This window comes from Sporolactobacillus mangiferae (assembly GCF_023336505.1).
Lineage (GTDB): Bacteria > Bacillota > Bacilli > Bacillales > Sporolactobacillaceae > Sporolactobacillus > Sporolactobacillus mangiferae.
On the sequence record NZ_JAMAST010000004.1, the window covers coordinates 20,998 to 34,525 of the forward strand.

General features: G+C 46.9%; 12 protein-coding genes. 5 read left to right on the forward strand and 7 right to left on the reverse strand.

Going from position 1 to position 13,528, the window contains the following annotated elements:
* The first annotated feature begins 125 nt into the window (after window positions 1–125).
* The gene (locus tag M3N64_RS05850; protein WP_249099524.1) at window positions 126–899 is read left to right on the forward strand and encodes a MurR/RpiR family transcriptional regulator; all 774 of its coding nucleotides are present in this window, start codon (window positions 126–128) and stop codon (window positions 897–899) included.
* 133 nt (window positions 900–1,032) lie between these two features.
* Window positions 1,033–1,419, forward strand: coding sequence for a RidA family protein (locus tag M3N64_RS05855; protein ID WP_249099527.1), 387 nt, complete (start codon window positions 1,033–1,035; stop codon window positions 1,417–1,419).
* 179 nt (window positions 1,420–1,598) lie between these two features.
* On the opposite strand, the gene M3N64_RS05860 is transcribed toward M3N64_RS05855, so the two are convergent.
* The 6 genes from M3N64_RS05860 to gabT all read right to left on the reverse strand — a co-directional run bounded on the left by M3N64_RS05860 (window position 1,599) and on the right by gabT (window position 7,679).
* Entirely contained in the window at window positions 1,599–2,180 is a 582-nt protein-coding gene (locus tag M3N64_RS05860) for a TetR/AcrR family transcriptional regulator (RefSeq protein ID WP_249099530.1), read from the reverse strand.
* Complete coding sequence (locus tag M3N64_RS05865) at window positions 2,173–3,186, reverse strand: aldo/keto reductase (RefSeq protein ID WP_249099532.1); 1,014 nt, start codon at window positions 3,184–3,186, stop codon at window positions 2,173–2,175. Before M3N64_RS05865 ends, M3N64_RS05860 begins: the two co-directional genes overlap by 8 nt.
* Window positions 3,187–3,731: 545 nt before the next feature.
* Entirely contained in the window at window positions 3,732–4,490 is a 759-nt protein-coding gene (locus M3N64_RS05870; protein ID WP_249099843.1) for an amino acid ABC transporter ATP-binding protein, read from the reverse strand.
* Window positions 4,491–4,494: 4 nt separating this feature from the next.
* Window positions 4,495–5,202: an amino acid ABC transporter permease gene (locus tag M3N64_RS05875; RefSeq protein ID WP_249099535.1), complete on the reverse strand. Its 708-nt coding sequence runs from the start codon at window positions 5,200–5,202 to the stop codon at window positions 4,495–4,497.
* Window positions 5,203–5,326: 124 nt separating this feature from the next.
* Window positions 5,327–6,178, reverse strand: coding sequence for a substrate-binding periplasmic protein (locus M3N64_RS05880; RefSeq protein WP_249099538.1), 852 nt, complete (start codon window positions 6,176–6,178; stop codon window positions 5,327–5,329).
* A 193-nt stretch (window positions 6,179–6,371) separates the two neighbouring features.
* Window positions 6,372–7,679 carry a 4-aminobutyrate--2-oxoglutarate transaminase gene (gabT, locus tag M3N64_RS05885; RefSeq protein WP_249099846.1) on the reverse strand — a complete coding sequence of 436 codons (1,308 nt, stop codon included), beginning with the start codon at window positions 7,677–7,679 and terminating at the stop codon, window positions 6,372–6,374.
* A gap of 105 nt (window positions 7,680–7,784) precedes the next feature.
* Between gabT and gabR the strand changes: the two genes are divergently transcribed.
* Both gabR and mmuM read left to right on the forward strand, forming a co-directional pair.
* The gene (gene gabR / locus M3N64_RS05890) at window positions 7,785–9,197 is read left to right on the forward strand and encodes a MocR-like transcriptional regulator GabR (protein WP_249099542.1); all 1,413 of its coding nucleotides are present in this window, start codon (window positions 7,785–7,787) and stop codon (window positions 9,195–9,197) included.
* A 99-nt stretch (window positions 9,198–9,296) separates the two neighbouring features.
* A complete protein-coding gene (mmuM, locus tag M3N64_RS05895) occupies window positions 9,297–10,250 on the forward strand; it encodes a homocysteine S-methyltransferase (RefSeq protein ID WP_249099547.1) in 954 nt (317 codons plus the stop codon).
* 83 nt (window positions 10,251–10,333) lie between these two features.
* Here mmuM and M3N64_RS05900 read toward each other — a convergent pair whose 3' ends face one another.
* The gene (locus M3N64_RS05900) at window positions 10,334–12,985 is read right to left on the reverse strand and encodes a cation-translocating P-type ATPase (protein WP_249099549.1); all 2,652 of its coding nucleotides are present in this window, start codon (window positions 12,983–12,985) and stop codon (window positions 10,334–10,336) included.
* A gap of 327 nt (window positions 12,986–13,312) precedes the next feature.
* Between M3N64_RS05900 and M3N64_RS05905 the strand changes: the two genes are divergently transcribed.
* Complete coding sequence (locus M3N64_RS05905; RefSeq protein ID WP_249099551.1) at window positions 13,313–13,522, forward strand: hypothetical protein; 210 nt, start codon at window positions 13,313–13,315, stop codon at window positions 13,520–13,522.
* The last annotated feature ends 6 nt before the right edge of the window (window positions 13,523–13,528 follow it).

A 13,528-nucleotide genomic window follows, 5' to 3' on the forward strand; every position in this document is an offset into this window, starting at 1 on the left:
AAGCTTTCCCTCACTTTCCTTGCTCCTTTGCTACATCTTCATTGTGCCATACTGGGTCGTGAAAAAGTTTACGAAAAAAGCTATAATCAGTGTAAATATTTTCAATATGAGAGGCGGGCATGGCTTTGAATTTCTTTGAACGTGTCAACAAGTATTTTGACCTGCTGAGCGACAGTGAAAAATTTTTGCTTCGCTATATTCAGGAACATATTAACGAAATGCCGCAGATTTCAATCGTCCGTCTCAGCGAAAAGGCGAATGTCTCAACGGCTACAATTGTCAGGACCATGAAGAAGCTGGGCTATGATGGCTTTACTTCATTCAAGATTCGACTTAAGGATGAACATCGGCGCACTCCTGAGTTCTCCGTTGTGGAAAAAGTGGACAATAAAATCAAAGAAGCGATCCTGAAAAATGAGCGAGAAGTCACAAAAACCATTCAAATGCTTGATCGCGGAACCATTGAGGATGTGCTGCAGAAAATCATTTACGCGCGGAAAATTTTTCTGTTCGCCCGCGGCTTTTCTGAGCTGATCGCAAAAGAAATGTGCATCAAATTCCAGCTTGTCAACAAGTATTGCGAAATGCATGATGATCCGAATATCATTCGTACCATCAGCAGCCGTATTGAAAAACAGGATCTGGTGATTTTCATCTCTTTAAATGGCTCCACCGCCGAGCTCGTCGAAGCTGCGAAGAACTGCAAAGCAAATGGCATCAGTACCGTAACTCTGACCGCCAACCGTGACAGCCCGCTTTATGCCCTGTCAGAGCTTGCACTCGTTGGTTACAAATCGAAAGAATCGTATTTTCCGGATTATGAAGTGCGCTCGCGGCTGCCTTTGCAGATCATGGGCCGCATCATTCTTGATGCTTATGCCATTCGAACACGTGCCTGAAGTTTGAAAAAATAACAGCACGGAATTTTTTCACGCTCCATGCACTGCTGTGATAAACTTAAAAAAAGCGGCTTCAGCATTCAGAACGAAGTAGCCGCTCTCCAATAATTACACAATCGGGAGGTTGATTTCAATGAAGAAACAAGTGGTAACATCTGCTGCGCCAAAAGCAGTCGGTCCTTATTCTCAAGGTGTTCTGGCCGGTGATTTTTTATTCGCGTCAGGACAGATCCCGCTGGATCCGGAGACCGGGGAACTGGTGAAAGGCAGTATTGAAGCGCAGGCTCAGCGCATCTTTCTGAACCTGAAGGCCGTGTTAAACGAAGCGGATCTTGACTTCTCACATGTTGTCAGCGCGACCGTTTATTTAACGGACATCAGCGATTTCGCCACCGTCAATGAAATTTACGCACATTTTTTTAATGGCGAAGTCCTGCCCGCCCGCTGCGCAGTTCAGGTCGCAGCTCTGCCCAAGGGCGCCAGGCTGGAAGTATCCTGCGTAGCTTACAGGGGATATTAGAAAACCTGGCTTTGCCAAGCCTCTGGCGAAGGCAAAGACGTGCTGCACTTATCCTATAATCCGCTGAATTTTAAATTCAAGAGTAGAAAAAGCAAAACGCGCATCAGGATAGACTTCAGAGGGCGCATCAGAGCCTTTCTTATTCAGGCGCTGGCGCTTGCAACTTTCGCCTGATTTGCCTATCTGCCTGCGGAATCTGCTCTTGCCATGCTCAGCACCGCATCGATCAGCGTGTCAATCTCTTCCGGGCGGATTTGCTGCGCGGCTTTCCGTACATACAGTTTGGCAAGCGACGACACCGCGCCAAAACAGAGCGCAATCAGTGATTCCGCAGGCAGTTCCTTGATTTTATGTTCCTGCATGCCCTGCTTAAATGTTTGGACAATCCGCTGCACATGCGGCTGCAGATCCTGCTGTGTCTGCGGACGGATGAGCGGCGAATTTTCGTATTGCTCGATGAAATTAAGCGCCTGGCGATGTTCAAGATAGTAATAGAAGATTTGCGTCAGCATATCTTTTAATTGCTTTTCAATCGGATCATGAGCATGCAAATGTTCAAAAACATGGTTCGCAAAATCGATTTTAATTTTTTTATACAGTTCATTCAGCAGAACTTCTTTATTTTCAAACTGATTATAAATACTGCCAATGCTGATTCCGGTGCACTTCGCAATTTGTGACATCGGTGTTCCATAAAAACCCTGTTCTGAAATGAGCCGAAGCGTTTCCGTGAACAACCGTTCAAGACGTGCATCATTCATTAGCCAATTGTTCCTCCATTTTTGACAATGCGTCATATTCTTTTTGTGTCAACCCAATTGTCGGCAGGCCTGCATTGCTCACTGCCTGTTTTCGGTTCTTCACACCAGGGATCGGAATGATCTGATCACTCGCCTGCATCAGCCAGCTCAGTGCGATTTGCGCAACAGAAGTCTCGCGGGCGGCAGCGGTCTCGCGCAACAATTGAAACAGCGGATCATACTTTTTGATCTTTGCTGCCTCAGGCATTCTCATCAAGCGGCGCCAGAGCGGAAGGCCTTGCGTTCCCTCGTGAAAAAGATCAAGCTGCTGAATCCATAAGTAGACTTTTTGCTGCAACGATAATTTTTTATCCCCGGACTGATACTTGCCGGTGAGCACGCCCTGGGCCATCGGTGACAGGGGAATGATCGAGATCCGTTCCTGCTCACAATAATCAATCAGTCCGCTGCGTTCGATACGTCGTTCTAATAAATGATAATATACTTGATTGGCGCTTAAGAAAAGTCCCCGCTTTTGTAAAAACTGATGAAAGGCTGCCGTACGCTCCAGATTAAAATTGCTGACGCCGATGGCGCGAATCAGCCCATGGGCGTATGCATCGGCCAGCAGTTCCGCGTACTGTTCCAGATCCTGATCCTTGGGCGGATAATGCAGCTGGTAAAGATCAATCGCCTCTGTCTTCAATCGTTCTAAGCTGGCTTCGATCGCTTTTATTATATCCTCGGGGCGTTTGTCAGCCTTAGGATTGTGCTTGGTGGCAATCACGGCCATGCGTCCGTCCTTTTCGCGAAATTCTCCTAACAGCCGCTCCGAATCTCCTCTCGCGTAGCTGTCGGCTGTATCGAAAAAATTGACACCATGATCAAGACTGGCTACATAAGCTTCCCATAAATCCTGTTTCTGATAGAACTTCCCATAGCCCATCAATTTGAATCCCCAGGCAGCTGTGCCCACACCAATTTTCGATACATGTACTTCACTTTTTCCTAAAGCTTTCATTTTCATGACCAGAATTTCCTTCTCTCGATTAGAATGAACGTTCATTCTAATTTTAGATAATTGATCTTCCTTTGTCAAACAAGGTATTCGATTGACGATGCACAGGACGAGACCCGGCAGCAGAACTCATACTGAAATCTGCGGCGCTGGCACGCATCAATTGAAACAATTCCACAGGCGCCAGTGCACCTCCGCTTTGATGCCTAAACATTGTCTTATTTTGCCGGTTGCCTGCGGGTAAAAACATATGCTCTCTTCTAGCACCAGATTAGAAAACTTGACTTCGCCAAGCCTCCGGCGAAGGCGAAGTCCTAGTTGCACTTATACTATTTTCCTTGAATTTTATATACTTTCTTATAGTATTAGAAAACTTGGCTTCGCCATGCCTCCGGCGAAGGCGAAGTTGCCGTCGCACTTATACTATGCTCCTTAAAATTTATATACTTTCTTATAGTATGAAACAAGGATGTCCCACAAAAAGAAGTGGAACATCCTCCATTGAATAAATTATTTGTTTGCAGAATAATGCTTCTCGGCAAATGCCAGCACGATTACACTTTCTCGGATTCAGGATGCAGCACCTGATTAATAAATCGCTTGGTTCTTTCGTGTTTCGGCGCATTGAACATGTCGTCCGGTTTTCCTTCCTCAACAATCACCCCCTGGTCCATGAAAATGATCCGATCGCCGATCTCTTCTGCAAAGCGCATCTCATGCGTAACAAGAATCATAGTCATTCCTTCATCAGCAAGTTTGCGAATCACTTTCAGGACTTCACCGACAAGCTCCGGGTCAAGAGCCGAAGTCGCTTCATCGAACAGCATGATATGTGGCTCCATAGCAAGTGCACGGGCAATAGCGACGCGCTGTTTCTGCCCACCGGAAAGCTGATTCGGATAATGGTGCATACGTTCCGCAAGCCCTACTTTTTTCAAGTATTCTTCAGCAGTGACTTTTGCTTCTTCCGGCGACTTTTTCCTTATTTTTATTTGTGCCGCCATGACATTCTGAATCGCGGTCATCATCGGAAAAAGGTTAAAGCTTTGGAAAACCATCCCAATCTCTGTTCTTAGTTTGGCGACACGCTTCTCATGATAACGTCCGGAAGGATCGGCAAAATTTTGCCCTTCGACTTTGACCGTACCTGACGTTGGCACTTCCAGACAGTTCAGACAGCGGAGCAATGTTGACTTACCCGATCCTGAAGGACCGATAATCACGACGATTTCACCTTGATGTACGGTGAGATCAATGCCCTTCAGAATTTCGTGGATACCGAACGACTTATGCAGTTGATCAACTTTGATCATGGGTTTAGACATGTTTTGACAACCTCTTTTCAAGCAGTCTGACTGCCTGCGACAGCGGCAGACTGAGAATCAGGTAAGCAACCGCCAAAATCGTATAGGACTCAATTGTCAGGAAAGTCTGTGAAGCATATGCCTGCGTGCGCAAAAGCAGCTCATTGACGGTAATAAAAGCGAGCAGCGATGTATCCTTAATCATCATAATCAAATAGTTCCCAAACACCGGAACAGCCTGTCTTGTGGCCTGGGGAATCACTATGGACCAAAGGGCCTGCCGGTGCGTATACCCCAGTGCAAGTGCCGCTTCGGTCTGCCCTTTATCAATAGACAGAATCGCAGCTCGAACAACTTCGGACAAATAACAGCCATAATTGATTCCCAGGCCTAAAATCCCGGCGACAAGTGGATTAAGCTGAAACTGATAGCCTGGAATGAAAAATTGAACGACCAGAGATATAAGCAGCGGAACGACATAGAACATATATACAAGCTGAACAAGCAGCGGAGTCCCGCGAATCACTTCCAGAAAAACCAGCAGAAGGCCTCTGAGTATCTTATAATGCGACAGCCTGCCCACCGCGATCAGAATGCTCAGAATAACCGCCAGAAGGAACCCGCCAAGCGTCGCCTCCAGAGCAATCATCAGCCCCTGCCATAACTCGGGAGCCAGTGCTTTCAGGGCCGTGGCAAAGTCTAAATGATTCAGAATTTCCATTTCTAACACCTCATTTGTCTGTCAATTGTCTTGTTGGCCGGCCCATATTCTCCGTGCGGACAATGACAGAAATCAGAGCTAGTCTATTTTGAACAGAATAACTCCGAATCCATCAAATCTTTATTCATTGCTGAACAGGTACATAATAATTGTCGGGCATACCATATTTCTTTAATACTTTTTTGATAAAGCCATTTTCTTTCAGAATATTGATCTGTTTATTAATTGCGCGAACAAGTTTTGTGTCACTTTTTCGCGCGGCAGCACCGATCATGCCTGATGCCTGAGGAGTATACGGATCAAGAATTTTCAGTTTCAGGGACGGATCCTGTTTCAGGCTGTATGCCGCAACCGCACCGTCCGTGACCAGTGCATCGATTTTCCCGGTATTCGCTGCGAGCAGGAGATCAGATTGGGAACCGAATACGTTTATTTGTTTAATCTTCCCTTCCTTTTTCAGTTTGTTCGCAAAATCAAAGAACGCCGTTCCTTTCTGGGCACCGATCACCTTGTCCTTCAAATCGTCGACACTCTTAATCGACGAATTCTTTGGAATAATAAACGCTTCCCCTTCCGTATACCAGATGGTCGTGAATTTTGCGATCTTCTGACGCTGCGGGTTAATATACATCGCATCAGTGACCAGATCAATGTTCTTATTATTCAGTTCCAGCAGCAGGTTCTCGAACTTGGTCTGCTTCATTTCAACTTTAGGAATACCGAGCCGTCTGGCAACCTCTTTGATAATTTCAGCGTCAATACCGGTGAATTTTTTCGTTTTCTGATCGATAAATGCAAACGGTGCATCATTGGACGAACCGACAACAAGTACACCTTTTTTCTTGGCTGCCGCTAATGTATCGACTGTTTTGCCAGATGAAGATGATCCTCCTGAACCGGAACTGTTTGATCCACAGGCCGAGAGAATACCAACAAGAAGAATAAGTATAAGTGCCGACATAAACCAACGTTTCATTTAAAAATTCCCCCTTTTAATTATAATGGTAAAATTGGTGAAATCATATGACTAAATGAAATTTTCAGTTATTAAAAGCCGAATGTTACTCATCCTGCCATAGTTATGATAAGCAGGCCGGATTTTACAGTGGGCATCCGCCCTGCATTGTGCATGAGGCGCACGCAGCATTGGCGATACGTGCATTTCTGAATCATTTAACCTGTTCAAGCGCTTCTTCAATAATAGCCAATCCGCGATTTAATTGTTCCTCCGTGATCGTAAGCGGAGACAGGAACCGAATACAATTGCCTTTCAGACCCGCATCAAGAAGAAGCAGACCATGCTGATTGCAATAGGCAACCAGTTGCCCGGCTCGATCTTTATCCGGCTCTTTCGTCTCTCTGTTCTTCACAAATTCAACCGCCGCCATTGCACCAAGTCTGCGTATATCACCAACAAATGGATAGACTTTTGCCCACTCTTCAGCGCGCGCCTCAATAACGGCACCGATTTTTTCCGCTCGTGCGGCAAGATGTTCCTCCTTAATGATGTCGAGTACAGCAAGAGCAGCAGCACAGGCAATGGGGTTGCCGCAATACGTTCCGCCAAGTGACCCCTTTAAAGTGCAGGCATCAATGATTTCCGCTTTGCCGACCACACCGCTGAGTGGGAATCCGGCAGCAATGGATTTAGATACGGTCATTAAATCAGGAATCACATCAAAATTTTCGATGGCGAACATCTTGCCGGTACGGGCGAATCCGGCCTGTATCTCATCGGATACGAAAACAATGCCATGCTCCGTGCAGAAATCGCGCACATAAGAGACAAAGCGTTTGGATGGAACGATGAATCCGCCTTCACCCTGAACAGGCTCCATGACGATACAGGCAACCTGTTCCGGAGAAACATGATTCAGGAAGAACTCATTAAATTGGGCAATAATTGCTTCATCATAGGATTGATCGGACATTCCGTCCGGTTTTCGATAAGCGTACGGATATGGCGCCTTATAAGTCTCCGGAGCAAACGGGCCGAAACCGAATTTATACGGTTTTACTTTGCTTGTCATGCCCATCGTCAAATTCGTTCGACCGTGAAATGCACGTTCAAAAGTCACGACTGCCTGTCTGCCTGTATAGGCGCGGGCAATTTTCACCGCATTTTCCACCGCTTCGGCGCCGGAATTAAGCAGAATCGCCTTTTTCGCAAAACTGCCCGGTGCAAGCGCACAGAGGCGCTGACAAAGTTCAATGTACCCGGGATACATGATGACATTAAAACCAGGATGAATAAAATGGTCAAGTGCTTCTTTAACTGCCTGAACGACCTTTGGATGGCAGTGTCCGACATTTTGCACGCCAATGGCCCCGGCAAAATCAATAAACACGTTACCTTCAATATCGGTGATCAGCGCACCTTCTGCCTTCGCAGCAATATGACGGTTCCCGTTTCCCACAGCAGAAGCAACATATCGATCACGTTTATCCTGCCAAATTTTTGTCATATTTCCTTCCATAATTTCATTGGTCACAATGTTCACTCCCTTTATTAGATATTTTGATAATTTTTTGGTATTATGTATAGTATCAAAATTCAAATAATTATGGTGCCAGAGGGAGCTATGATTTCATTAAATATCAGTTCTGATACCAAAAAAGAGTATATATACCGCCAGATCTATAAGCAATTGAAAAAAGAAATTCTACTTCATCATTTTCTTCCGCACGAAAAGCTTCCGTCAAAACGAGAATTAGCCAAAACCTTACATATCAGCGTCAACTCAGTTAACGGAGCTTATCAGCAACTGCTGGAAGAAGGATATATCTATGCGGTCGAACGCAGCGGTTTCTATGTTGAAAAGCTGGACATACTTCCGCCTTCGCAGATTACTTCCCGCGGGCTTGATCCGGTTCTGGCGGAAGAAAAAGAATCGAAGAAAGACTGGATTTCATTTTCACATATGTCGGCAGACCGTTCGATTTTTCCGTTCGAAAGCTGGCTCTCTTGCGAACATAAAGCATTGAAATTAAGCCGTCTTGAATTGAATGATGATTCATCCCGATTTCCCCAGGGACTTTACTCTGTCCGCCAGACGATCGCACGTTTTCTCTCCGTTGCGCGTGGTGTCAACTGCTTTCCGGAGCAGATCGTTCTCGGCGGCAGCACACAGTTCCTTTTTTACATACTCCGCCATTTATTCGGTGAAAACACGAGGTATGCTATGGAGAATCCGGGCTATCGGCGTATGTATGAATCGTTGCGTATGGAACGTGTCCGCTTAGATACTATTCCGCTTGACCGTAAAGGCATTTCAATTGATGTGCTTAAAAGGATCAATCCCAACGTGGTTTACGTCACTCCGTCACACCAGTTTCCAACAGGAGTGGTTATGCCCATTTCACGCCGCATCCAGCTGCTGAACTGGGCTGCTGAAACTAAGGATCGCTATATTATTGAAGATGACTATGACAGTGAGTTCAAATATGAGACGGACACGATTCCTTCGCTTCAGGGCCTGGACAGTTACGGACGCGTCATTTATTTTGGTACTTTTTCAAAATCACTCCTCCCCGGATTGCGGCTGAGTTACATGATTCTGCCACAACCACTGCTGAAAATATATCGAAAACGGTGCGGTTTCATCATGTCCACATGCAATGCAATGGGGCAATTAACTTTGCAGCAGTTTATCGATTCGGGGGAGTACAGAAAGCATATCAGGCATATGAAGCAAGTCTATATTAATCGTCAAAAAAAGCTGATTTACGCACTGACCAGACGCTTCGGTTCTGCCATGACCATGCACGGGGCGAACGCAGGGCTCCATTTCAACGCTGAGTTTGATACAACACGTTCGGTTCAGGAAATCGCAATGCGCGCAAAAGCGGCCAGGCTGGAACTCTATAACCTGCAGCCCTACTGTCTTGATGGCACTGATCTTTTTTCCAGACCAGCGTTCATTCTCGGATTTGCCAATCTGCCCATTGAAAAGATTGAAGAAGGCGTCGAGCGCCTTTATCGTTCCATTTTTTAATCGCCCCCAAAACCTGTATAATAAGGAGAAAATCTGATGCCAGGCCGCAGCTCGGGGCGTGCATGCAGAGAGTTATATTACATAGAAAGAAGCAGGAATATGGAGAAAAGAAAAATAAGTGATCTGCTCGCCCAATGCTCACCGATCATTCTTGACGGCGCAATGGCAACCGAAATTGAAAAGCAAGGTATCTCGATTGACAGCGAATTATGGTCAGCCGCCATAATCAATGAAAAGCCGGAAACCATTAAAAAAGTGCATCTGGATTATTTCAGAGCTGGCGCGGATGTCGCCACAACGAATACCTATCAGGCGACGGTGCAAGGCTTTCAGCAGAGTGGTTATACAGAGCAGGAAGCAGAGCGGTTTATAACGGAAGCCGTTCGGATTGCCATTGATGCTCGTACAGTGTTCTGGTCCGATCTGCCACCTGAGGGGCGATCAGCTCGCCCGTATCCGCTTATTGCCGGGAGCGTCGGTCCTTACGGTGCTTATCTTGCCGACGGCTCCGAATACACAGGCGGCTATGCGCTTAATGCTGCGGGCTACCGTCAATTTCATGTTCCACGGATGCAGCTGCTGAAAAACGCCGGCATCGATCTTTTCGCATTTGAGACGATGCCGAATTTTGACGAGGCAAAAGCACTTACCAATCTTTTGCATGATGCATTTCCCGATGATGAAGCCTGGCTCTCTTTCAGTCTTGCCGATGAAGCGCGTCTTTGCGACGGTACACCGCTTACTGAAGCGGCCGCCTATTTCAACGCCTGCGAACAGATTGCCGCAATCGGTGTCAACTGCATCAAGCCGAAATGGATCGAGCCAGCCATCCGCGAGCTGCGTCAGGTCACCGATAAACCGATCATTGTCTACCCAAATTCGGGTGAACGATACAATCCGATCCGCAAGCAATGGATGATGCCGTCCAAACATCAGCTTGCTTTTAGTACCGCGTCAAAAACATGGTATCAGGCAGGCGCTTCACTGATTGGCGGCTGTTGCCGGACGTCGCCGGATGACATTCGGCAAATTGCCGAATGGGCACGTGGTTAAATCCCTGAAATCGCCTGACTGGTAAACTGAAACAACTAAAAAAACACAGGCAAGTTCCTTATGCCTGCGGCTTTTAATCTCATTTATTTTTGGCCTGACCGTGATTTGATCCATTCATTCACGAGCAGCGGAATTAAAGCGAACACGAGCACGATAAACCAGTCACGCAGCGTGAGCATTTGTACGTGGAATGCCGATGCAAGAAACGGAACTGATATGACGGTGAACTGCAGCACAAGGCCAAGCAGAATGGCACCGATGAGATACTTATTCGAAAAAAGGCCAACACGGAGAATCGAATGAGTGGCGCTGCGCATCGACAGTGAATAAAACAGTTGTGAGACAGCGAGCACGACAAAGGCCATCGTCTCGGCATAAGTGAGCACGTCTTCCGGAATAGACCCGGACCACATCTGATAGCCATGCTCATTAAGCCCGAAATAGAATGCGGCCAGTGTCAGGAGACCGATCAGCAGTCCTCCTGTTAAAGCGCGCCAGGCGGCGCCACCTGCGAAAAAACTTTCTTTAGGATCGCGTGGCTTTTTCTTCATGACGTCTTTATCCCCTAGATCAACGCCGAGCGCAATCGCCGGGAAAGTGTCAGTGATCAGATTGATCCATAAAATCTGCGTTGGCAGCAGCGGAACCGGCCAGAAAAAGAGCACGGAAGTCAAAATGGCAACGATCTCGCCGAGGTTGCAGGAGAGCAGGAAAACTACGGACTTTTTAATATTATTGTAAATATTCCGCCCTTCCCGGATCGCTGAGACGATGGTCGAGAAATTGTCATCAGTCAGGATCATATCGCTCGCGCCCTTGGATACGTCGGTACCAGTAATGCCCATTGCAACACCGATATCTGCGCTTTTCAGCGAAGGAGCATCATTGACACCGTCACCGGTCATCGAAACGATATTGCCATGCGATTGAAAAGCCTTAACAATTTTCACCTTGTGTTCTGGCGATACACGGGAAAAGACGCGATATTGGGTAATCCCGTGATTCAATTCTTCATCGCTGAGTGCGTCAAGGTCGCTGCCGGAGATTGTCTGCGCCAGTGAATCGGCCATGCCAAGCTGCATCGCGATCGCAGCCGCCGTATGCTGATGGTCACCGGTAATCATCACGGGTGTAATCCCGGCTTCCTTAGCCTGACGGATGGAGTCTTTGACTTCAAGTCTCGGTGGATCAATCATCCCGACTAAACCGAGCACCGTGAGGCCCTTTTCCATCTCATCCGGATCGATCAGCTCATCCGAATCTTTGTAGGCAGCACCAAGTACGCGCAGCGCCTGATCGGACATTTCTTCAGCTGCTCTTAAATAATCGGCCTTCAGTTCGTCAGTGAGCGGTACTTTTTCCCCATTTACCAGTGCATGCGTTGCTACTTTTAAAATGCTGTCAAACGCGCCTTTCGTATGCACGCGGTATCGACTGCCTTCTTTGTTCAAAGTTGTCATCAGTTTCCGATCCGAGTCAAATGGCTTTTCCGCGACCCGTTCATGTCCCGCTTCCTGTTCACTCTTTGGCATATGATACTTTTCGCCGAGCACAAGCAAAGCGATTTCTGTCGGATCCCCGGTGCCTTCACCGTCTGCATAAGTTGCGTCCGTACAGAGCACCATCGTCTGGATCAGTTTTTGTTCAGCCGTTTCCTGGGCTGTTGCCGTTCCCTCATCCGGCACGTCAAGAAACTTGCGATGTGTATACACATGCAGTACTGTCATTTTATTTTGTGTCAGCGTTCCGGTTTTATCTGAACAGATAATGTTCACTGAACCCAGTGTTTCAACTGCAGGGAGCCGCTTGACGATAGCGTTGATCCGCGACATCCGTGTCACGCCGAGTGCCAGCACGATCGCGACAATCGCGGGCAACCCTTCCGGAATGGCAGCAACAGCCAGGCTGATTGCAGTCAGGAACATCTCAAACAGATCCCGTCTCTGAATCAGTGCAATGACAAAAATCAGTACGCAAATCCCAATCGCAACGTAGCCCAGTGTCTTGCCGAGCTCGGCCAGACGTCTCTGAAGCGGCGTCAGGTCCGTTTCCGTTTCATCAAGACCTTTGGCAATCTTACCAATCTCCGTATTCATGCCCGTTCCGACGACCACACCTTCCGCGCGACCGTACGTAACGAGAGTCGACATAAATGCCATGTTCGACAGATCACCAAGCGGCGTTTTCGGGTCCTCAAAACGATGCCCGGCATCTTTTTCCGAAGGTACGGATTCCCCGGTCAGCGCTGATTCTTCGATCTGCAGATTGACACTTTCAATTAAACGCAGATCCGCGGGAATATAGCGGCCCGCATCCAGCACGACAAGATCGCCGGGCACAAGATCTTTAGAATCAATTTCGATGACGTCGCCATCCCGGCGAACCAGTGCACGCGGCGTCGTCATTTTTTGAAGTGCTTCAATTGCTTTTCCTGCCTTGAATTCCTGAAAAACGCCAATGATCGCGTTCAAGATAACGACAAGCAGAATAATGATCGAATCTGTATATTCGCCGATCAGCACAGTGATGACTGCCGCACCAAGCAGAACGTAGATCAGCATGTCTTTTAACTGTGCAAAAAATAAAGCAACCAGACTTTTCTTAGGCTTTCCTTTAAGTTTATTTTCTCCGTATTTCTCAAGCCTGGACGCCGCCTCCTGATGAGACAGTCCCTGCTTTCGATCCGTTTGAAGTTCGCGCAATACTTCTTCAGCATCCACAGAGAACCAATTCACGTGCACTTCACCCCTTATCTCGCAACAAAAAACAATCTATTCATTTATCTTTACCCCAATTTCCGATCTCACAACCAGATCATCGAATTTTTTTTAGTGATTTTAACCAGTTGACTGATTACCCTTTTTTAATGCGAATCAAAAATAAGGATTAAAGCCATGTTCAAGCTGCATGAACACAGCTTCCTGTTTCTCATCCAGTAAGGCGGCTCTTTTATGCCGGATAATTCAGAAATCACCAGAAAACACTTGTTAGGTCTTAATTTTCAATGTTACATTTGTATTAGAATGCCTCAGTAAACAACAAACGTTCAGGAGGTGAAAAGTATGACCAGCGCACCGGCATGGATCATTGCCTTACACTATTTTTTTGTCATCGTCACTTTACCAGGCGTATGCACAGCCATTTTTCGAAAACAACGGCTGATCAATCGAACCGGGCACGGATCGCTTCCTGCGCTCTATTCCGTAGCCGGATTCCTGTATTTACTTTTCTGGTGGATACTGATCCTTCCCAAAAAAACAAGAGCAAACTGATGAAAC